The organism is Photobacterium satsumensis, from assembly GCF_050336935.1.
GTDB lineage: Bacteria > Pseudomonadota > Gammaproteobacteria > Enterobacterales > Vibrionaceae > Photobacterium > Photobacterium satsumensis.
Genome location: NZ_JAKJSK010000006.1, coordinates 2331465 through 2352780, shown reverse-complemented (window position 1 = coordinate 2352780; position 21316 = coordinate 2331465). Strand labels below are relative to the sequence as shown.

At 45.4% G+C, this 21316-nt stretch carries 17 protein-coding genes and 2 pseudogenes; 8 read left to right on the top strand and 11 right to left on the bottom strand.

The features are described from left to right. Window positions 1–54 precede the first annotated feature (54 nt). The 6 genes and pseudogenes from L4D79_RS10635 to L4D79_RS10610 form a co-directional block, all read right to left on the bottom strand. Window positions 55–1095 carry an oxidoreductase gene (locus L4D79_RS10635; RefSeq protein WP_428651072.1) on the bottom strand — a complete coding sequence of 347 codons (1041 nt, stop codon included), beginning with the start codon at window positions 1093–1095 and terminating at the stop codon, window positions 55–57. 5 nt (window positions 1096–1100) lie between these two features. Then, window positions 1101–1685, bottom strand: a complete 585-nt coding sequence (locus tag L4D79_RS10630) for a DeoR/GlpR family DNA-binding transcription regulator (RefSeq protein WP_428651761.1) — start codon at window positions 1683–1685, stop codon at window positions 1101–1103. A gap of 21 nt (window positions 1686–1706) precedes the next feature. Next, a pseudogene (locus tag L4D79_RS10625) lies at window positions 1707–1838 on the bottom strand (DeoR family transcriptional regulator); the annotation flags it as partial. Window positions 1839–2110: 272 nt separating this feature from the next. Then, on the bottom strand, window positions 2111–2656 hold the full coding sequence (locus tag L4D79_RS10620; RefSeq protein ID WP_428651070.1) for a copper resistance protein NlpE: 546 nt from the start codon (window positions 2654–2656) through the stop codon (window positions 2111–2113). 169 nt (window positions 2657–2825) lie between these two features. Continuing rightward, window positions 2826–4229, bottom strand: a complete 1404-nt coding sequence (locus L4D79_RS10615) for a tryptophanase (RefSeq protein ID WP_428651067.1) — start codon at window positions 4227–4229, stop codon at window positions 2826–2828. 372 nt (window positions 4230–4601) lie between these two features. Further along, window positions 4602–5075: a YHS domain-containing (seleno)protein gene (locus L4D79_RS10610; protein ID WP_428651064.1), complete on the bottom strand. Its 474-nt coding sequence runs from the start codon at window positions 5073–5075 to the stop codon at window positions 4602–4604. Window positions 5076–5206: 131 nt separating this feature from the next. Here L4D79_RS10610 and L4D79_RS10605 point away from each other — a divergent pair, with 131 nt between their 5' ends. Beyond that, complete coding sequence (locus L4D79_RS10605; protein ID WP_428651060.1) at window positions 5207–6067, top strand: AraC family transcriptional regulator; 861 nt, start codon at window positions 5207–5209, stop codon at window positions 6065–6067. Between the two features lie 249 nt (window positions 6068–6316). Further along, window positions 6317–6736 carry a universal stress protein gene (locus tag L4D79_RS10600; protein WP_428651058.1) on the top strand — a complete coding sequence of 140 codons (420 nt, stop codon included), beginning with the start codon at window positions 6317–6319 and terminating at the stop codon, window positions 6734–6736. A gap of 71 nt (window positions 6737–6807) precedes the next feature. On the opposite strand, the gene L4D79_RS10595 is transcribed toward L4D79_RS10600, so the two are convergent. Continuing rightward, the gene (locus L4D79_RS10595) at window positions 6808–7083 is read right to left on the bottom strand and encodes a nitrogenase-stabilizing/protective protein NifW (protein ID WP_428651055.1); all 276 of its coding nucleotides are present in this window, start codon (window positions 7081–7083) and stop codon (window positions 6808–6810) included. A gap of 786 nt (window positions 7084–7869) precedes the next feature. Here L4D79_RS10595 and L4D79_RS10590 point away from each other — a divergent pair. From L4D79_RS10590 to L4D79_RS10580, 3 genes are all read left to right on the top strand, one after another. Further along, window positions 7870–8961: an efflux RND transporter periplasmic adaptor subunit gene (locus tag L4D79_RS10590; RefSeq protein WP_428651053.1), complete on the top strand. Its 1092-nt coding sequence runs from the start codon at window positions 7870–7872 to the stop codon at window positions 8959–8961. Continuing rightward, window positions 8961–12026, top strand: a complete 3066-nt coding sequence (locus tag L4D79_RS10585) for an efflux RND transporter permease subunit (RefSeq protein WP_428651050.1) — start codon at window positions 8961–8963, stop codon at window positions 12024–12026. Before L4D79_RS10590 ends, L4D79_RS10585 begins: the two co-directional genes overlap by 1 nt. Window positions 12027–12318: 292 nt before the next feature. Beyond that, window positions 12319–13614, top strand: coding sequence for a MipA/OmpV family protein (locus L4D79_RS10580; RefSeq protein WP_428651047.1), 1296 nt, complete (start codon window positions 12319–12321; stop codon window positions 13612–13614). A 153-nt stretch (window positions 13615–13767) separates the two neighbouring features. Here L4D79_RS10580 and L4D79_RS10575 read toward each other — a convergent pair whose 3' ends face one another. Both L4D79_RS10575 and L4D79_RS10570 read right to left on the bottom strand, forming a co-directional pair. Next, complete coding sequence (locus L4D79_RS10575; protein WP_428651044.1) at window positions 13768–15030, bottom strand: RidA family protein; 1263 nt, start codon at window positions 15028–15030, stop codon at window positions 13768–13770. A 543-nt stretch (window positions 15031–15573) separates the two neighbouring features. Continuing rightward, window positions 15574–15768 (bottom strand): annotated as a pseudogene (locus L4D79_RS10570) (sodium/glutamate symporter); the annotation flags it as partial. A 594-nt stretch (window positions 15769–16362) separates the two neighbouring features. Here L4D79_RS10570 and L4D79_RS10565 point away from each other — a divergent pair. Next, entirely contained in the window at window positions 16363–17301 is a 939-nt protein-coding gene (locus L4D79_RS10565) for a LysR family transcriptional regulator (protein WP_428651042.1), read from the top strand. A gap of 54 nt (window positions 17302–17355) precedes the next feature. On the opposite strand, the gene L4D79_RS10560 is transcribed toward L4D79_RS10565, so the two are convergent. Continuing rightward, entirely contained in the window at window positions 17356–18312 is a 957-nt protein-coding gene (locus L4D79_RS10560; RefSeq protein ID WP_428651039.1) for a DUF2860 domain-containing protein, read from the bottom strand. Window positions 18313–18539: 227 nt separating this feature from the next. Here L4D79_RS10560 and L4D79_RS10555 point away from each other — a divergent pair, with 227 nt between their 5' ends. After that, the gene (locus L4D79_RS10555; protein ID WP_428651037.1) at window positions 18540–18926 is read left to right on the top strand and encodes a hypothetical protein; all 387 of its coding nucleotides are present in this window, start codon (window positions 18540–18542) and stop codon (window positions 18924–18926) included. A 274-nt stretch (window positions 18927–19200) separates the two neighbouring features. Beyond that, complete coding sequence (locus tag L4D79_RS10550) at window positions 19201–19773, top strand: DUF2913 family protein (protein WP_428651035.1); 573 nt, start codon at window positions 19201–19203, stop codon at window positions 19771–19773. 61 nt (window positions 19774–19834) lie between these two features. On the opposite strand, the gene L4D79_RS10545 is transcribed toward L4D79_RS10550, so the two are convergent. Beyond that, window positions 19835–21295, bottom strand: coding sequence for a glutathione synthase (locus tag L4D79_RS10545; RefSeq protein ID WP_428651032.1), 1461 nt, complete (start codon window positions 21293–21295; stop codon window positions 19835–19837). Window positions 21296–21316 lie beyond the last annotated feature (21 nt).

Genomic DNA, 21316 nt, shown 5'->3' with positions numbered 1-21316 from the left:
CAAAAGATCTGGCAAGTGCCAGATCTTTTTTCTTCGTGAGTGATCCTCTCACCACTACTTTTTCACTGTTAATGTTTGGCCTAACTGACTGCTTTCCATCGCTAACGCGATCAATTTTATATTCCAAAGTGCTTCTTCAGCCTTCACTGGAGGCGCAGTGTTGAAACGGATCGCTTGAGCGGTTTGTAGGAAGTATTGTTGGTAACAACCGCGCTCAGTCTTCACTGTTTCACTCCCTTCAGCATGATAAAAGTGGCCATATTGATTTGGTGTTTCATCAGACCAACCGTCAGCGTTAGGTAATACACCAGCAATTAAGCGCTCTTCTTGTGGATCCAGCCCGTACTTCTCATAGCTCCCGCTTGTCCCCTTAATCGTGAACCGCTTATTTGGGCTAGCACTGAAAAGATCACCATGTAACGTGGTTAAGTGATTTGGGTAATGCATCACAACATTAAAGTAATCAACGTTGGTCGAGCCTTCTCTCATTATTTCGCAATGAGCGGTGATGGCATCAGGGACACCAAATAGCGCGAGGGCCTGATCGATTAAATGAGAGCCTAAGTCAAACAAGATACCGCCGCCATTTGTCGTCTGTTCACGCCAGCGTTGACGGACTTCAGGGCGGAAACGGTCAAAATGAGATTCAAAATGTTTCAAATCACCAAACCGTTTATCTTCAATCATCTTCTTAACGGTTAAGAAATCTCCATCCCAACGGCGATTGTGGTACACGCTCAGAACCAGTTCTTTCTTTTCAGCCAATGCGATGAGTGCTTCACCATCTGCAACCTGAGTAACAAATGGCTTTTCAATTATGACGTGCTTACCGTTTTCAAGCGCCTTCTTGGCCAAGTCAAAATGTACATCGTTAGGCGCGGTAATAATCACCAATTCGGCATCCGATTGAATGAGTAAATCATCCGCGGAAGCGAAGTGTTGTACATCGGGCCAATCATTGGCGACTGCATCACGGTTACTGGTACTAATCGCCACCAGTTCAAACTCTGGCATGGTACTGACAAATGGAATATGGAACGTTTTTGCAGAAAACCCGTAGCCGATAACGGCAGTTTTGATTGGAGTAAAGGCCATACTATCTAGCTCTCTGTTGATTGGTTGGTGACGATGAGATGAATGTCGTTTGACTCAATAATGTCGCTGATTGGAGAAGGTGGATACTGGTTGGTTACTATGATGTCGACCTTTTCAAGATCGCACACTTTAAAAAGATGCTGCTGTCCAAACTTGCTGCTATCACAAACAAGAACAACAAGTTGTGCTTGTTCTACCATAGCCTTTTTCATTGATGCTTCTTCTTCGCTGGTCGTCGATACGCCATACTCAGACAATGCGCACACCCCAATGAACGCTTTATTCAACCGATATTGAGATAACTGCCCAATAGCAGTAGTACCCAGCATGGCACGGTGGAAGCTATTAAAGTGGCCGCCAATAAAATGTAAATCGATGCCTTGAACTTGCGATAATGTGATTAAACACTCCACTGCATTGGTAACAACAGTCAGGGGAGATGTCAGGTAAGACGCCATCGCTGATAGCGTTGTTCCAGTATCCATTACAATATAGTCATGGGGTTCAACCAAGCTTGCCGCAACTCGGCCAATATCTAACTTAACTTGATTAATCGACTTTTCTTGGTACGCCTTTGATTCGGATGACACAGGAACACAAATGGCGCCGCCACGAACTCTCTGTATGCCTGGCCGCTGCGTAAGTTTAACTAGATCGCGCCTTGCGGAGTCTCGGGATATACCAAATCGTTCGCATACTTCGGCTAGCGTTATTTTCTTTTGCTCTAGCAACCAAGTGTGCATGGAAATCAGTCGTTCATCTTGCGTCATCAACTTAAAATCACTTACAAACAATTAAGGGGATAAGCCATTGTAAGGCAAAAATCCGAATGACGCACGAATTATACAGAACAAAAGACCGTATAAAGTCAACTATGGACTCGCAAAGGGGTCTACTAAGTTTAGGGAAGGAATGAATGTTATGGTTATAAGCCATTGAATATAAAAAAGGAGCTAGTTCAAAACTAACTCCTTCTGAGTTTATCAGCCACCTTTCGATGGCTGTTCTTTATCACTTACTGTTTACGCAACACGTAGTGGCTCGCCAAATCGCCTTCTACCCGGTTGCCTTCTCGGTCTAATCGGAACAACTGGTTTTCGCCGACAAAGTACTGCACCGCATCGTCACCAGCTCCCGGTAATGCAATCGTATTACCTGCCGTATTCCAATTGAATGACCCTTCGTATTCAAAGGCATTGCCTTCCTTACCCAGGTACACCTCAGTCAGGATAAACGTACCATCCTTTTTTACCACCAGCTCAGTCTTGATCCCCTCGCAGTCGGCACAAGGTAAGATACCGGTGTAGGTACCATCCCAATCCAGCGCGTTACGGGAACTGTGGTCTGGGTCAGCGACGGGCTGCGCCACTTCCGGCTGCTCTTCTACCTCCGGCAAAGTAACAGGCACTTCTGCCGTTGAAGCCTCATCTACTTGATCTTGGCTTTCCACTACCGCTGCTGCATCTGACTCTGTTTGAGATGGGGACTCTGATGTGGCTTGTTGATCACATCCCGCCAGTACGAAGCCAGCCACAATCAGTGCAAGTAAGGTCTTTTTCATCATGATTTCCTTAGTTAGCATTCTCTCTTAACTTGACCATCATTGTAGTGCGCTGATTGTGGGTATAGCGTCATCGCTGCGTTAGAAGTGCGTCAAAACCACCGTAAGCCGATGGCTCACGGTGGTTATCCCATCAATATGACGATTATTTACCGGCGCCAGAATAAAGCTAATCAGAGATCGGCTTCAATTTTGCCGTGAAATGACGCAATACTGGTGGCTCGTATTCAAATTCCAGTCCACGTATTTCACTGGCCCGCTGGCTAACGGCAATCAAGGCATCGGCGACATAATCCATATGATCATTGGTATATACCCGCCGTGGGATAGTTAACCTCAACAGCTCCAGAGCGGTGTCTTTCTGTTTTCCTGTCTGTGGATCTCTTCCCATCAACAGCGAGCCGATTTCAACCGCCCTAACGCCAGATTCAAGATAAAGCTCATTACACAGGGCATGGGCCGGAAACTGATGCGCTGGGATATGTGGCAGCAATTTCTTGGCATCAACAAACACCGCATGCCCGCCAGTTGGATATTGAATAGGGATCCCCCCCTCGCGAAGCCTCTCACCCAGGTATTTCACTTGGCTGATCCGGTAATGGAGAAAATCTTCGTCAGCGGCTTCATATAGCCCCCGCGCCAGAGCTTCCATATCCCGCCCGGCCATACCACCATAGGTAACAAAGCCTTCCATCGGTACACAACGGGTTCTTACTGCCTGAAACAATCCTTCATGATCTTTAATACAGCAAAGGCCGCCTATATTCACCATGGGATCTTTCTTCGCCGACATCGTCAGGATATCGCCGTATTGATACATTTCACGGATAATCTCTAAGATCGATTTATCCGAATAACCTGCTTCACGCTGTTTAATGAAATACGCATTTTCACAATACCGGGCGGAATCAATCACCACCGGAATATCATTCTTCTGCGCAAGCTCATACACCGCCCGCATGTTTTCCATCGCCACAGGCTGACCGCCCGAGCTGTTACAGGTCACGGTGGTGATAATGGCTGCTATGTTCACCGAGCCATATTGATCAATCGCAGCTTCAAGCTTCTCGAGATCAAAGTTGCCTTTCCAATCATCATAGGTTGAAGTATGAAATGCACTTTCGGTAAGCAGGTTAATGGCCTTTCCCCCACTCATTTCAATATGGCCTGCGGTGGTATCAAAGTGGAAGTTGGAAAGGAAAATGGCTTCCGTCCCTCCCCTTATCTGTCGCATCCGCTCAATCAAACAGGGAAATAAGATTTGCTCTGCGCCGCGGCCTTGATGGGCCGGCACTGTCAGTTTGTAACGAAAGAAATGTTCGACTGCCTGACAAAGATGGTAATAATTACGGCTTCCGGCATACGACTCATCCCCCATCATTAATCCCGCCCACTGGTTATCACTCATCGCCCCGGTACCCGAGTCAGTCAACAGGTCGATATACACATCTTCGCTGCGCAGCATAAACGGATTATACCCGGCCTCAATCAATGCCTTGCGGCGATCCTCTTCATCCGTCATTCGAATACGTTCTACCATTTTGATACGGAACGGTTCTGGGATCCTTTTCATCTCTTTTCTCCAATAGCGCTATTCACAAGCTATTCGCCTGTGACAAAAAACAGTTAACTCAACAGGTGCGAAAGTCACACTGCTGTATTCAGTTCAAATGGATTAAATTCCGGGCAAGCCCGAGCAGAGACTAAACAGGGAAGTCGTTTGAAAGGCGGAAATCTTGATTGAACCATGCCGACATCATTAAGGTGATGTCAGGCGTCACCACAGCAAATTGGCAGGTCATATTTGCTTTCCTTCACAAATAAACGGGGCGGAAGTACTGCCCATAACAATAGTGATTATAGACAATACTCAGCATACTCAATTTCCCCCCTGCCACGCTGTGACCACAATAGAAATTAGAGAAAATCAATGCCATTTTGAGGACTACAACTTGTCGGCTTCAACCAACTTGATTTTCGTCCAGTTACTATCGGCGCTAGTAATATATCCTCCAGTATCTTCCAGCCAGCGTTTTTGCACCGATTTATCTAGGTTAAGGTATAGCTTTCCGTCGACAACTTTCCACGCTTGTGGGTCGGTATCAAACTTCTTGTTCATTGCCACACCAAATGCACAAAAGCCACCATACTGAGGCACATAACCGGCAGGGTTGGCCTGAAAGCTCTCCATATTTTGCTTATCGACAAAATGATACGTGGCACCCTTGTAGGTGGCACGGTAATCACTACTGCCCACTTTTGCTTTTTTATCGATGAAATACGCAACGGGATCATACCCTTTGATTGCCAAGTCATTCTCATCAGCATTGATATCAATATCTGCCGCCAATACGGTCATGGAAAAGCTCAAGAGTGAAGCTGCAGACAAAATTCGTAGCCTAGAAGTGGTAATTGCCATGGTGACTCTCCAGTCATTAATAACAGATGTAAATCTAGCCACTAATTCCGGCTTACGGGGATACATAAGTCCTATACTTGATACCAATAGTACGGATATTGCAGGCTTGACCGCCCTACGGAGGACAAAGCATGGCAGAACCAGCAGTAGATCACCTTTCCCAGTTGATGCAGTACTTCTCGGCAAAAGCCGGGGTATTTTATACCGGTGCACTTTGCGGTATCTCACGATTTGATGATCCAACAATCGCTTCCGGCCACCTTCACCTTCTAAAAGGTGATGCCCTGACGGTTGTCGATGCCAACAATACCTATCATCAATTCAATGAACCGAGCTTGATCTTTATTCCGCGGCCAATGGCACATACTCTCCAGCCACAAGCCTCCCTTAGTAACACCGAGAATGACAACAACAGCCCCGAACTGGTGTGTGCTACCGTACATTACGGCACTGGCCCAGATAACTTATTTACCACCGCTCTCCCTCCATTGATGGCACTCTCTTTGACCACACATAGCTCTCTTTCGGCTATTGTCGAACAGCTGTTTGCGGAAGCCTTTGCTCAACAGCCCGGAAAGAAACTGATAGTCGATAGGCTCTGCGAAGTCCTCTTGGTTTTACTCATTCGCCACTGTGTTGAACAAAATACCTTAGATGATGGAATGCTCGCGGGGCTATCTCACCCCAAGCTAGCGCGGGTTCTCTCACTTATCCATAACGAGCCCGATCAGACATACTCTATGACGCAGCTTGCCAGCGAGGCTGCAATGTCACGGACGGTTTTTATGGCGTCATTCAAGTCTGTCGTGGGCACAACCCCGGGTGATTATCAAATGAGATGGCGTATCGAGCTGGCACAAAGCCTGCTAAAAAAAGGCAAAGCATTAACTTATGTTGCCGAAGAGGTGGGATACAGTAATCGCTCTGGTTTTGCCCGCGCATTTCGCAAAGTCACGGGTATGTCACCGACTGATTGGCTTTCGGATCACTAACTCACCGGCAATGCATCATTCACACTCAGCGAAAGGAGTGGCTTCTGCCCAAGATTATCTTTTGCATTTCGTGGAATTCACAGACTTAAACTTCGGCATTATTGTATTACATATCAATCAATTATATGCATTTTAGCTATTCTGAGACATCTTCGACACTATTTTTTTCTGTCTCGAACTATGCTGGGGATATAGCCCAAAACACCTAAAAGTGACTTGGGTCAGTTTACTAAGCAGGAGGGCGTAGTGATGAAGTACAAACATATCCTAGTTGCACTTGAACTAACTGAAGAAACCAACGTGCTAATTGATAGGGCTGTTTTTCTAGCAAAGCTACTCAATGCAGACGTCTCTTTTGTCCACATTGACGGCACACACGGGGAAATCTACCCAGAGTTGGTTGATATCAAAAAATCCCCCGAGGAAAACCCTTTGGGTGATCCCAAAATGGCACACCTCAGAGCATTTGAAACCAATACTGACTACCCCATCAAGCACTTCTTGGTTGGTACCGGTGACTTGAGCAACAAGCTACAAGATATCATCCAAGAAAATGGTGTTGAGCTGATCATCTGCGGCCATCACCATGACTTCTGGAGCAATATCATTTCTTACTCCAAACACCTTATCAATAAATCTCCTGTTGATATTCTCGTTGTGCCTATCTAAGTCAGGCGACGGGGAAACAGCAACCACCTACTGCCGAGTCAGTCATTGCTGATTCGGCACGCTATCAGCGTTTATCGACGCTGGCACGAAGTACAGCCACGACAAGCGGAGCGAGTATGGCGATCCAGTCGGCTCCGCTGTACCTTGCAGTAAGCATTTTTCAGCGCCCGTCGGGCAGAGAACCAATCATCAGGCTTTGAAATCAATAAATAGCCATTAAAGCGCTTTACCAGCTGGGTACGATTTTCATTGATAAACTTACTATCAAAGCCGATTTCAAAGTAATCGAGCGCCTGCTCAATCGACGTGAAACTGGCTATTTTTTGCAGGATATCACTCTGGCTCATTCACTCTTCAACTTTCAAAAGCTATTTAGCTACAAAAACAATACAAATTTAAAACAGGCCCCAGTCTACGGCAAAGCATGTGCTCAATCTTTGATGTAACACGCCATTTACTCCGTTATTGAATATACCAGTAACCTCAAGGTACAGGATCCAAGCTATCCACCCGCCTTTAACAAAGAGGGCTAACCACGAATGTTCAAATTTGAATTTCTCTTAACCGTAGCTAATTTAGTCATTATTCCCTAAACTCCACGTCAATAAACATGAAGTTATAATCCATGCTAATTAAGTGTTTTAGAAAATATAAAAACACCTAATTGCTATATATTTTAATTAAGGCGTTTCAACTATGGTAAAGCTCAACGTTATATATGAATCACTATTTTGGGCCTTGCTCATTATTACTATCTTTCGTGTCGACTTAAGCGTATACCTATTAAACTTCCTTATCACTTATTAGCGTTCTATTTACACTACAACCACCTCCTTTAGAGCGATGACAACGAAAACCACCACTAACCCAATGACGCCCCTCACTCAACAAACACATCATTACAAACTCACGCCAACACCACCAATACCACTCATACCACTGTTTTTAAAATAAAATCACCTTGTATAAAGGTATCCTCTCCAAAAATGAATATCTCTTAAACATAGTGTTATCACAGGGCAATCTTTACCATAAGCCACATCAAAAGCAGCCGTTCACCACACTAAACGGTTAAATGAAACAACCCAATAAAAATACCTAGATAAATACATATTATTCCGGAGACAGCAGCAATGAAGTTATCACTTCCAACCTTGCCCAATTACAAACTATTAAAAGTCGCGATTAGCCTAACGCTATCTGTCGTCATTTTAACAGGTTGTAACGCAGAGCCAGAATCAGAAATAAAGGCTGCTGTTGTCCGCCCGGCTATGACTGAGATTGTCACTTTTTCCTATACATCAGAAATGAGCCTAAGCGGTACCGTTCAAGCCGCTCAGCAAGCCGATCTGTCCTTTCGCTCTTCCGGTCGCTTGGTCGAGATATTGGTTAAGGAAGGCGATGAAGTAAAGAAAGGGGATCTGCTGGCTAAGCAGGATCCCAAAGACGCCGAAACTAATTTAAATTCGGCGAAGATTGAAATGCGCAATACACAAACCGAATATCAGCGTGCTAAATCCATTTTTGAATCCAGCCAGGCGATTTCGAAAAGCCAGCTTGAAGAGATAGAAGTCCGTTTCCGTTTAGCTAACCACCGCCTAGACGAGGCCAAACGCCGTTTGGAAGAAACACAGTTGCTTGCGCCATTCGACGGTATGATCAGCCGCAAACACCGCAATACCCATGTGCTGGTGCAAGCCAACGACCCTGTACTGTCTATCCATAACCTAAGCGACATGGAAGTGGTAATAGATGTACCAGAAAGACTGATGCTTAAAGACGAACAACAACAACCAAGAGTAATGGCACTTATCCCAATATTATCGGGCAAGCAGTTTGAACTGGCGTTAAAAACCTACTCAACCAAGCCTGATCCGGTTACCCAAACCTACGAGGTAACAATGGGGTTTGTTGACCTCAAAAACACAACGGTTTTACCAGGCATGACTGTTCGGGTTGTCCCGGGTGAAGAGAATCAAACAGTATCGTCTTCTATTTCGGTCCCATTGTCAGCGGTGCTTCCCGATAACCAAGGCCAGCAATACCTATGGGTAGTAAACAGTGATAACCAACTGGAAAAGCGCCACATCACAACAGGTACGCTAAAAGGAAGTCGAGTAGAAGTCATTGCGAACTTAGAAGTTGGCGAGCAAATCGTCGTGGCAGGCACTGCAAATCTATCTGAAAACATGACAGTAAGACCCACTCTGATGGAGGCTAAATAATGAATATCGCTCGGTACACATTAGCGAAGCGCACCAGCGTTTGGGTCTTGATTGCTCTAACCATAATCGGGGGCTATCTCAGCTACCTCAAGCTTGGCCGCTTTGAAGACCCTGAGTTTGTGATCAGGCAAGCGGTAATTGTGACGCCTTATTCAGGCGCCACCGCACAAGAAGTTTCTGACGAGGTCACCGATGTTATTGAGGGAGCGGTGCAGTCGTTACAAGAATTGGAAGAGGTTACATCGGTCTCCAAGCAAGGCATGTCGGAGGTTACCGTTGAAATCAAACGCAGCTTCTCCAAAACCGATGCCGAACTGCAGCAAGTCTGGGATAAGCTGCGTAGAAAAATCAATGATGCCCAGCGTATGCTGCCGCCGGGAGCCGGTCCGTCGATAGTCAACGACGACTTTGCTGATGTCTTTGCCCAGTTCTACGCGGTAACCGGTGAAGGTTACTCTGACAAACAGCTGCAAGACTATGTTGATGAGCTAAGGCGAGACCTGGTACTGGTGCCAGGGGTGTCAAAAACCACCACCATGGCAGAAAAGCAGGAAGGCATTTTTGTCGAGATCGCCAGCGCCCGCCTAGAGCAATTTGGCCTCTCTGCCGAACAAGTCTATCAAGTGCTGCAAAAGCAAAATATGGTCACAGTGGCAGGTACGCTGGAAACCGAGTCCATGCGCGTTGCCGTGGTGCCAACCTCAAGCGTGCGTACTTTCGATGACCTGAAGAACTTGCAGATTGGTATTGGTGAAAACAACACCGTCATGCGCCTTGGTGATATCGCGGCGGTCACCCGTGGTTACCAAGAGCCGACATCCGTGCTGATGCGTTACAACGGCATGCGTGCGATTGGCCTTGGGATCTCGAATGTCGCCGGCGGCAATGTTGTCGAGATGGGTGATGCGGTCACTGCTCGTATCGCCGAACTGGAAAGCCAGCGACCTGTGGGTATTGAATTGCACGATGTGTCGATCCAGTCAGAATCGGTGAAGGCGTCTGTTGCCGATTTCATCAATAACTTGATTGCCGCGGTTGTCATTGTTTTCGTAGTCTTGTTGTTATTTATGGGGGTACGTACCGGTATCATCATTGGCTTTGTCCTGGTGTTAACCGTTGCCGGCACACTGATCGTCATGTTGATTGACGACATCGCCATGCAGCGTATCTCACTGGGTGCACTGATCATTGCCTTGGGGATGTTGGTTGATAACGCCATCGTGGTCACGGACGGCATTCTTACCCGTCTACAGAAGAACCCGAATGCCCATAACAAAGAAATTCGTGAAGAGATATCTGCAGAAGTTGTTGAAGAAACCAAGTGGCCGCTACTCGGTGGAACCATCGTCGGGATCTGTGCCTTCAGCGCTATCGGCTTGTCGCCATCAAACATGGGAGAATATGCCGGCTCACTGTTCTGGGTGATCCTCTACTCGATGTTCCTAAGCTGGGTATTGGCCATTACTGTTACCCCATTACTGTGCCATGACTTTATCAAAATCAATGCAAAGAAGGCTAATGCTAAGCCAGGGCGAGTCAGCACGCTGTACCAAAAGGTGCTGGTTAAAGTACTCAACAACCAAAAAACCAGCATCATGGTGGTCATTGCGGTTTTCATTATGGGTGTTAAAGCGTTCGGCTATGTTCCTCCGGGCTTTATGCCTGAATCACAGCGGGCACAGTTTGCGATTGATGTCTTCCTGCCACAAGGCTCAGATATCTCGCGCACCGAAAGCATCATGCTCGATATTGAAAAGGATGTGAGAGCCAAAGACGGCGTCACCAATACCATTAGCTTTATCGGTTCAGGTGGCCTGCGCTTTATGCTGACGTACTCGGCCGAACCTGAGAACCCAAGTTATGGCCAACTCTTGGTCGATGTCGACGACCACAACATTATTGAGTCTCTGGTTAGCGAATTACAGGTTGAATTAGGCGAGCGTTATCAAGATGCCTCGATCAATGTGTGGAAGTTCATGTTGGGTCCTGGTGGTGGCAAGAAAATTGAAGCCGCTTTCAAAGGCCCAGACAGTGCTGTACTCCGCCAACTGGCCGAGCAAGCTAAAGCGTTGATGAATACCAATCCAAACCTGATTGCGATACAAGATGATTGGCGCCAGCAAGTGCCAGTGCTGAGTCCTGTGTTTTCGGCGGAAAAAATGCAGCAGTTCGGGTTAACGACCCAGGATTTGAATAGCGCGATTGAACAGACATTAACAGGTAAACAAGTGGGCGTTTACCGCGAAGGCAATAATCTGGTTCCTATTGTTGTTCGAGCACCAGAAGATGAACGCACTCACGAATATGTAATTGAACAGACTCAAGTATTTAGTTCAACGGCAGGCAGTTTCATCCAGTTGAGCCAGCTGGTCGAGTCAAATAACGTCGAGTGGCAAGATGCAATGCTAAGACGCGTAGACCGTATCCCAACCATTATGGCGCAGGCTGATCCTGCCCCAGGTGTACTGACATCAACAGCATTTGAGTCAATCAAGGCAGAAATCGAAAACATGCCATTACCGGTTGGCTACCAGCTTGAATGGCACGGTGAATACAAAGATGCCAAAGAAGCCGATGAAGGCCTGATGATTTCAGCACCTTATGGTTTCGCAGCGATGGTGTTGGCGGTGGTATTCATGTTCAATGGTATCCGACAGGCGCTGGTTATCTGGCTGACGGTTCCGCTCGCGGTTGTTGGCGTCGCGTTCGGCTTGATCATCTTCCAGACCCCGTTTGAGTTCATGGCCACATTAGGCTTCCTGAGCTTGATCGGGATGATGGTGAAAAATGCGATTGTACTGGTTGATCAGGCTGACAACGAGGTACGTGCAGGCAAGGCCCCTTACCATGCCATTATTGATGCAGCGATGAGCCGAGCCAGGCCGGTGATCTTGGGTGCGACCACCACCATTCTTGGTGTAGCACCATTGCTGGTTGACCCGTTCTTCAAGAGCATGGCGGTAACCATCATGTTTGGCCTGCTGTTTGCGACGGTACTGACCTTGGTTGTTATTCCGTTGAACTATGCACTGTTCTTCAAGATTAAGCCAATAGCAGCAGAATAAGCGCTCTGAAAAGAAACTAAATAATAAGCCTGGGCATTGCTCAGGCTTTTTTATTTATCGAAGGTAAACTTCAACTAGATAAATATAATCGTTATAAAGTGAATATCTGATAGTCATTCACTTATCTGTCCCTCTATATAAAATACAAAGCACAAACAATATATACATCAAATAAAAGATATCTTTAAAGCTCCTTGATGCAGGGGGTAATGGCAATGGATATGTCTCTAATAAAATAAGCAATGAGTGTTAATTCCAATTAGCACTCGGTTCACTTATACGAGTGTCAATAATGAAATATCACTATTTATTACCTCTTTTAGCCACCTTTATTGCCGTTAGCAATGCCGCTGCCGATGCTTCCCCTCATTCAGAAAAAGAAAGCTGGGGTGTAGGGATTGGCATGCGCAGCGCAAACATCATCTTTGATAGCAGCGACAATGTGGTACACGATGTTATACCGCTGCTATTTTACCAAGGCGAGAGTTTTTACCTCGATGGTGCTTCCGGCGGATACCGGTTTTACCAAAGTGATAACGTCTCTGTAGGTGCACTCGGCAGGATCCGTTTTTTTGATATCCCCAAGCGCTACCAGAATGACGTACAAGGCACCCAGTTTGATCTTGGCGGTAATATCACCTGGCACTATTCGCCACAGCTTGATATCAGCGCAGAGTTACTTAGCGATAAAGATGGTCGGGTCTATTCCAACCTGACTAGTGAATACACCATTGACCACCCAGCTTGGCGTATTAGCCCTTATGTCACCGTAACGGGGAAATCCTCGAGATTCAATAACACCTACTACGCCCTGAACACCGAGGACATTGGTTACGGCTTTAGCTATAGCGCCGGTGTCAAAGGCCGCTACCAGCTCTATGAAAACCTCTATGCGGTCGGCCAAACCAATGCCACCCTGCTCGATAATAAAACTTATCAAAGTGATATAGTCGACTCAAGGACACAATGGGAAACCTACCTAGGCCTGGCGCTATTCAATACCCCAGGGCAAAGAACACACTCACAGCTCCCAACCAACTCGTACCTGCGAATTGCCAGTGGTGTCGCCACCACCTCCGGTGTGTCAGATCTGTTAATGTTCGATAATAAAACGGACCCATACCGAAACACCATGACCTCAGTATTTTATGGCCACCCTATCGCTGACACCGTATTTGGCTGGCCACTGGACTTCTATCTCACCCCGGGGTTTGTCCAGCATCATAAGTCAGACGTACAAGGTGGTTTTGGCGAATATGTTATGGCAATAAAGGCTTACTATACCTTTAATTGGCCAACAACCTGGCGCTTCGGCTTTGCTGAGGGGATCTCCTATAGCACCCAAATCAGCCATATTGAAAAGGAGCGATTAAGCGAGAAAGGCTACAAACCCAGTAAGCTGATGAACTACTTGGATTTCTCCTTCGATGTAAACATGGGGGATATACTCAACAACAAGTCGCTGTCGAATATGTGGCTCGGCTACAGCCTGCATCACCGCTCGGGGATCTTCACCCAAACCTCCGCCTTCGGCAGGATCAAAGGTGGCAGTGACTATAATAGCCTCTACCTACAGTGGGACTTTTAGGTGCGCATTACCTATCTTGCTCATTAACTAAAAAAACAGGCCCTTATTATTTGAATCTCACTGAAGTATTCAAATAATAAGAGCCTGCCCAATTATTGTTATTGAATGCGGCTTGTAGCCTTTACATACTGGCTAATCCGCATTCAAATAATATTATGCTTGTGGCAGAGTGCCTTCACCGTTAGAAACAACAGCATCGATTTGTACTAGAGCGCCCATTTCAATTTGAGAAACACCCACAACAGTACGTGCTGGTAGATCGCCTTGGAAGAACGTTGTATACACTTCGTTTACCGCATCGATATCAGCAACATCTTTAAGCTGAATGTTGATTTTAACGATGTCATCCATTACGTGGTCAACACTCTCAACGATAGCTTTGATGTTTTTCATGCACTGCTCAGCTTGCTCTTTAGCACCACCAGCTACGATTGCATTTGTTTTAACATCAACTGGAAGTTGAGCTGCAACGTGGTTGTAGTGAGAGAAGGCTACTGTTTGTGTGTGCAATGCGTTACGTGGTGCAGCATCAGTATTGTTTGCACGGATCACGATGTTATGACGATCTTCAACTTCTTGTGGAGGTGTACCGTCGCCGTGAGATACAGAAGCATCAATCTGGACCAATGCCCCCATAGGTAGCGCATCTGCAGCAATAACTGAACGAGCTGGTACGTAAGCTACTGTACGAGCAATCGCTGAATCAGGGAAGAAGGTTGAGTACACTTCGTTTACTGCATCAACATCAGACAGGTCGTTCAAGTACATGTTGATTTTAACGATGTCATCGAAAGGAACGTCAATGCTTTCCAGTACCGCTTTCATGTTTTTAAGGCACTGTGCAGTTTGCTCTTTCACACCACCTTCTACAAGCGCGCCAGTTTTCGGGTCAACCGGTAGTTGAGCTGAGATGTTGTTGTAGTGAGAGAAAGCAACTGTTTGAGTGGATACTGCACTTTGAGGCGCATTTTCAGTGTTGCGAGAAAGCTTGATTAGCGCGCAAGGGTCTTGCGGCGCAGTACCTTCACCGTTTGAGATAAGTGCATCCATTTGAACCAGTGCATCGCTCATCGGTAACGCAGCAACTTGAACCACGGTACGAGTAGGCAGAAGATTAGCGAAGAATGTTTTGTAAACTTCGTCAACTGCTTCCATATCAGCAATATCTTTAAGGAAGACGTTAATTTTTACAACGTCATCCATTACGTGATTGATACTTTCAACAATGGCTTTAATATTAGTCAGACACTGTGTTGCTTGATCTTTTACGTCACCAACAACAATTTCACCTGTTTTTGGGTCAACAGGTAACTGTGCAGAAAAGTTATTGTAGTGAGAAAAAGCAACTGTTTGAGAAGAAAGCGTGCTTTGAGGGGCATTTTCTGTATTGCGTGAAACCTTAATGATGCCAGCCATGTCGACATTTTCCTTATATGTGGTCAGAGGTTTTAATAGATTTATTTGAAATACTTATCGAAGTGACGAAATAGTAAGTTAAAAATTTCGAGGTAAATGTGACGCATATCAAAATATCATTTCACTAGAACACTGCTGTTAATGGAATAAATAGTCAATTTTCGACTAAATATCCGCAATTATGCTAATTCTGTGGCAGCATCAACCTTTTTTTTTACGAATGATTCGCTATTTTTGAATGTAATCTCAGTAAGAAAATGACAAAATTTACCTCATTTAATCAATTTCTGATAATTCGCTCACAGAAATTCAAGATTAAAAGGTTAAATCGCCTTACTTTTATCATTATTAATTGCATAAAAAACCTTGAATACTTCACTCATTTCTTACATTCCTGCATTATCATTATATATCCACACGTTGAATCCTGACGGATGGCTTGAATATGCCTCATACTAAAATGGCTGTTGAGTGATGGCTAAAAAAGCCATCACTCAACAGCCAACGATTGGTAATTCAATATGTTATTGACCTATATCGTCACTAAAACACTTGAATAAAAGCACTTATTATCAATGCATTGGCAATATCGATAAAAAAGCTACACACCAGTGGAACAATGATGAAAGCTTTATGCGCAGTACCATACTGCTGGGTAACCGCAGTCATACTTACGATAGACGTAGCCGTTGAGCCTAATGTGATCCCGCCAAACCCCGAACTGATCACTGCAACCTCGTGATTTTTTCCATGGTCCTAAATACCACCAATAGAGTAAACCCAATCGAGAGAATGACCTGACAGATCATCACAGCGCTTCAAAACAATACCAAGCTCTGTAATTGCCATAACTGAAGGCACGTCAATGCCATTGTCGGGAACATCGCAAGGCAAATATCTGAGATCAGGGTTTGTCCAAGCTGGGCATTCCTACTGATCTTTTGCTTTAGCACCACCGACAAGACACGCAGAGATAAGCCCTAATGTATTACTGGCAATGCTGACGCCGACTATATTCTACAACCCGATATAGACCACAGCCAGTAGAGTAAGGATAAAGAGTGGGTTTCCACCTGAAAAGAAATAGAGTAATAAGGTGTCCCTCGCCTCGAGCTAGAATTCAATCGTGAGATCCAATAAATAATAAAAATCAGCAACAGACTGCATAACTGTTCAATCTATATAAACTCAAAAACAAAAGCAGAAAGTTTATTTATCCCTCCAGATATCAAAATAATTAACACAATGATTAGTAATCTTTTAAATAAATCTGTATGTGCTATGTTAGTAAAAGATTTATATTGGACTTTGGCCATGGAGTAGACAGAACACATGAAAGTAAACCTTGAGGATCTTGACCTTAATCTACTGAAGCTACTTCGTGTGGTTGTCGAAACTCGTAATACATCAACAGCAGCAGAAAAACTCGGTATTTCGCAAACCAGTGTCAGCCGAGGGTTGGCAAAACTGCGTGAAACATTCGGCGACCAGTTATTTATCCGCAAAGCTCATGGTGTCGAACCCTCAGAACTGGCCGAAAAGCTAGCAGAAGCCGCTGAAAACATGCTTACCCCATTTGCGAATGTACTTGACTCCTACCAGAGCTTTAACCCACTTGAATATAGCGGCAAAGTCGTTATCGCCCTTGAATTAAGCTTGCTAGAGACGTTTGGCCAAGGGATATACCGAGCACTCAATAATGCACTACCCAATGCTTGCCTTGAGCTTATATATTGGCAAGAAGGCTCGCTGCAAGACATTCTCGATCGCAAAATCGATTATATGGTTCACTATTCCCCTTATCCTCTGCCACAAGACCTTTATGCTCACCATCTCAGCAGCTTAAAAATCAGTCTGGTTGCAAGGAAGAACCATCCAATCCTGACTCAAACCAGCGAACTAGAATCCATCGCGCACCTCCCGTTAATAAAACTCGTGTCCGATGCTGTCAACGTAAAGCATGATGCCTTCGATGAGCTGTATTTAGATAAAGGGTTTACACCTAAAATTGCACTCAGAACGCACAGTATTCCTGTTGCTATTGAAAAACTTGAGCACTCTGATGCCATCAAGTTCAGTAGCAGCTATATCATGAACCTAAGCGATAAATTAGCCTGTTACCCATTACCCAAGATGCCTGCACATTTAACAGAGTTCAGTATCTCGGGTAGCTACCTCCAATCCAAGCGAGGCTACCCGCTCAACCAGCATCTTCATCAAACCATGCAAAACTTCTTTGATAGCGTGGTTCAGCCAGACATGACCGAGTAGCTTCTCCAATTCGACAGGTAGCTGGCTCATACAGCTGGTTACCTAGCGGTTCAATTAGAATTGATAGCTCATACCGACAGTCATTAGATAGTCTTCACTCTCATAGAAATCAATATTTGAGGTGTTGAAGTTTGCCCCGGCCAATGACACCAGACTCCAGTTTTTCCAGCCAGCAAAATCAGCGTACTCATAAGCCACGAAGAGCTTGTAGCGATTATCCGAGCGCTCTTTGTTGAAAATTGGGTTGCTGCCATCATAATCTCGGTGCGCATAACCGCCCGTCAGCGCCAAACTGTGTGCATCAACAGACGTAAAATACGTCAGCTCTGCTTTATATTGATCGAACGTTTCAGCTTTACCTTTTGCATCGCGATGCGTATACGACACGGAAGAGATCAAGCCAGAACGCTCGCTCAGCATCGTATTGTGCGAGCCCTTGATATAGTAAGTGTCATGGTCACGGCGCAATGCCTGCTCTGTGACTTGCTCGTTATCTACTTCCGCAGTGGCATAAGCCATATCCAGTGACATACCAGAGTTATTGATATTATTGAGCTTCATACGGAAAGCATGGCCTTCAATATCCGTTTTTTGTCGGTTGCTGCCTGTTTGATAAGGGTTAGCCCACACTTCACCAGACACTACCGTTGGCAAAAAGGCTGCATCCAACTGGGTGCCGTTGGCAAAATCGTATTGATAACCCACCTCAAAGGCCAGATCACCGACTGCAAGGTCATCCCTTGATGTACCTAGGTATACCCGTTGATTGCTGTCATCCCCCAATCGGTAACTCAGGCTACCAAGCGGGGCGGCAATGAAATCATTGGTGTGCGATCCTTTACTGTTGAGGTCACCCAAACGGGCATCACCATCGGTGCTCAAATTCGAGTTTGTAGACATATAGCCTGTGGTCACAATAATTTCACCGCTCAGTCGAGAAGACTCACTAGCGAAACTCATTGCCGAAAAACCTGCAAGTGCAGCTGCTGTATATAGTAGGTAATTTTTCATGGTCATCTCTATTTATATTAATTTTCAACAGGGGAAATAATTAACTGGTGGCAATATTAAATGATGGGGCTGAGATGACTATGTTTAACAGTTATTCATTTCTGCATGTTATATATGTAATATCATTAACATCGATAACAGAATTGAATTTCTCATATTCATGGTCTCAAGAAAAGACAAGTGATAGGTTAGATTTAACAACATAAACCATACAGAGATAAATAATAATGTCATTTTACGATTCGCTTGAAGAAGATAATAGCATAAATATTTATATTAACGATCGCGCTTACAATGTTAATGATAAGGGAAAGGGAGAGTGTGAAATAATATTGATAGATAGCTCTCATGCTAATTTAAATAATAACTATAAAAGCAATCAAACTAAGAGATCGATTATCATCGATATAACAACAGCATGGGATGGTAATATTAATAGCTTATCAATCGATAGTTTATTCGAACTGGCTAAAGATATACACTTACTTGCAGATATTTATTGGATAGAATCACTCACAATCATCGACACAAGCAAGAACATTCAGCTTGGCGAGATATTGAAATCAACATTCCGCTCAAGACTGCAAAACGAACTGGCGCTTGGTTATTACTAACCCGCTTAAGGACATACTAAAGGGACATCTCGTTGCAGAATTCAACGCCTCTTCCATTCGCACAGTTCATGCCAATGGCCTCGAAACAACCTCGAAATAACTAGCCTATATCGAGGTTATTTGCCCCACCTCGGTACACTGCCCCCCACCTGACACCAGACGTTGCCACTGCCATTTCTCTCATTTGGCAGTAAATGAGAGAAAATGTAAAAAAAATATCCGAACTTCGATATAATGAATACGATAATCTTGAAGAGATTTGGATAGCACGTTAATGAACCAAACCCAGCAGTTGCTCGATGTTAGTACCAACGCTTTATTGCACCTTGAATTTCAGAAACTGGACAAGCACCTTACCTTAGCTGATAGAAACAACATTTTAGTTAAGTACTTCAAACGTATCGCTAAATCCAACAAATACCGAACAATAAGAAAGTCGGCAAAACAGTGGATCGCCCATGGTCGCCACCCTGATGGCGATTTGGAAACGCTACTGAATAATGAAGTAGAGCAACTAACCCAGACTTGCTCTACCGATTTGTATCGCTTTGTTGGGCTTGTCGATACAGTCGAGTCACAACTCAAAACCAAAGTTCAGTACTCGAAAGCGCACGATATTGACCTCAATGCCCGTTATGGCAAAGTACTTGTGTGCGTGGTTGATGAAGATTTGACCTCAAGCTTCGATGAGGATGGACTAATGATAAAGTCCACCCAGATCCTGTTCATCGGCAGTAGTGAAGACAAAGAGGGGTTTTCTACGGCTATTGAGCAAGATGGTAATTTCCAGTCTGTGATTGCCTACGAAGACGAGAGCCACCTGCGCGTTGAACTATTCAGGCTGTAGCTCTCACAAAAAAGGAGGCATTGCTGCCTCCCTGATTATCTAAATCTGTTCTCCAATCTATTTAATCAATTAAAGTTAACGAGTCGAGGATCCCCTTACCGCTGTGGATCCCCCCTTCGTTTTCACTCGCAGGCTTGCTGCGGATCAAATAACCGGCATAACCATCAAGTTGAGTGACAGGTTCGCCATTGAAGTACGCCGTGAACAGGCCAATTTCACTGACCAAATCATCCACGAGAGTTTGCTCGACATCCCGCACAGCGATTGTTGGCTGCTCGCGCTCATGTGGGTACAAACGCTGCATCAACGCCCAAGCGTCATATTCATTGGGTGACAGCTGACCTAACTTGTCGCTAATTTCCTCTCCAAACACGCAATGGCCACCGCCTTCACCCTGATTCTTCAACACCCATTCATGCTTAACCGCTTGGCTATTAAACCATTCAATCGTGCTCGTGTTTACCGGCTTCATCTCAGCCAAAACGCTCTTCACTAACTTCGCTTCTTCTAGACTGAGTCCCCAGCGGGCATAATCCTCTGCTGGCATCATGGTCAGTAGCATCTGCATTGATTTACTTGTCGCTAGTTGCTGGCTGATTGTGGCATTGACCGCCACGTTATGCTGCTCGATAAAAAGTCGAGTTTGGCTCAAGGTATGGCAACAGATCGGTTCATTGAGCTCTGGAGCACAATAATCGGAGTACTGGTAGCCCGCCCGCAAGTAGACCACATCGATGGCACCGACACCCTCAAGTATTAAACGCTGGTTGTCCCCTGTTGATAGCTGGGTACTGAGTTGTTCGAAGGTACGGCGAACGGTGCGCAGCCCCAGTTTCTGCAAGGCAATTTCCAGCAAATGCTGGTCATAGACATTGTCTTCGTTCTTCTGCACCACCATCAAGAACGTCGGTTTTCCTTCTGTGTTGAAATTTGCCTGGATCTTTGTGGCCGATGTGGCAATCGCATAGGCAAGTTGTTCAAGACCTTGGTTTTCCGCCGGTACAGCAGTGCTATCTTCCAGCCAGTTTTGGTAGGTCTGCGGCCATTGGTTCTGCATGAACGCATGGAATTCCGTTGCGCGCTGGCCGAAAGGCCCCATACCCGCTGCAATACCATTAAACTCAATAACCTTCGCCCCGTGATGGCGATCATCCATAAAGTCGGTACGCATCAGCAATAGCGGCTGGCGCGCAGGGTAGCGCCTGCCGCTGATGTCACCATGGGCTTGCTGATGAAGAGCCATCAAGCGACCAAAAAACGGATCCGCCTTGGCCATGTCACCCAATGACGCTTGCAGGAAGTCGTGATCTTCAGAGACATGGCTGATCAACTTGGTGATAAGCGGAGTGACTTTTAACAGGTGCTCATACACTCCACGCTCCATTGTCATCGGCGCGATGCTGAATGGGCAGTGCCGTGCGGTATTGTCAGCTTGCCTAAATGCGACACCGTTCATGATGGCCCACTCACAGGCATCTTCAATGATCTGCTGCGACAGAAAACGTTGCTTTTCGTTTGTCATTGTTTACTTCTCTTAAATTCT

Excerpts from the sequence above, each read along its gene's own strand:
- L4D79_RS10615 (WP_428651067.1), bottom strand. The coding sequence starts at position 4,229 with ATGAAAAGGATCCCAGAACCGTTCCGTATCAAAATGGTAGAACGTATT.
- L4D79_RS10555 (WP_428651037.1), top strand. The coding sequence starts at position 18,540 with ATGTCATTTTACGATTCGCTTGAAGAAGATAATAGCATAAATATTTAT.
- L4D79_RS10595 (WP_428651055.1), bottom strand. The coding sequence starts at position 7,083 with ATGAGCCAGAGTGATATCCTGCAAAAAATAGCCAGTTTCACGTCGATT.
- L4D79_RS10560 (WP_428651039.1), bottom strand. The coding sequence starts at position 18,312 with ATGAAAAATTACCTACTATATACAGCAGCTGCACTTGCAGGTTTTTCG.
- L4D79_RS10600 (WP_428651058.1), top strand. The coding sequence starts at position 6,317 with ATGAAGTACAAACATATCCTAGTTGCACTTGAACTAACTGAAGAAACC.
- L4D79_RS10565 (WP_428651042.1), top strand. The coding sequence starts at position 16,363 with ATGAAAGTAAACCTTGAGGATCTTGACCTTAATCTACTGAAGCTACTT.
- L4D79_RS10585 (WP_428651050.1), top strand. The coding sequence starts at position 8,961 with ATGAATATCGCTCGGTACACATTAGCGAAGCGCACCAGCGTTTGGGTC.
- L4D79_RS10620 (WP_428651070.1), bottom strand. The coding sequence starts at position 2,656 with ATGAAAAAGACCTTACTTGCACTGATTGTGGCTGGCTTCGTACTGGCG.
- L4D79_RS10575 (WP_428651044.1), bottom strand. The coding sequence starts at position 15,030 with ATGGCTGGCATCATTAAGGTTTCACGCAATACAGAAAATGCCCCTCAA.
- L4D79_RS10580 (WP_428651047.1), top strand. The coding sequence starts at position 12,319 with ATGAAATATCACTATTTATTACCTCTTTTAGCCACCTTTATTGCCGTT.
- L4D79_RS10545 (WP_428651032.1), bottom strand. The coding sequence starts at position 21,295 with ATGACAAACGAAAAGCAACGTTTTCTGTCGCAGCAGATCATTGAAGAT.
- L4D79_RS10590 (WP_428651053.1), top strand. The coding sequence starts at position 7,870 with ATGAAGTTATCACTTCCAACCTTGCCCAATTACAAACTATTAAAAGTC.
- L4D79_RS10610 (WP_428651064.1), bottom strand. The coding sequence starts at position 5,075 with ATGGCAATTACCACTTCTAGGCTACGAATTTTGTCTGCAGCTTCACTC.
- L4D79_RS10635 (WP_428651072.1), bottom strand. The coding sequence starts at position 1,095 with ATGGCCTTTACTCCAATCAAAACTGCCGTTATCGGCTACGGGTTTTCT.
- L4D79_RS10550 (WP_428651035.1), top strand. The coding sequence starts at position 19,201 with ATGAACCAAACCCAGCAGTTGCTCGATGTTAGTACCAACGCTTTATTG.
- L4D79_RS10605 (WP_428651060.1), top strand. The coding sequence starts at position 5,207 with ATGGCAGAACCAGCAGTAGATCACCTTTCCCAGTTGATGCAGTACTTC.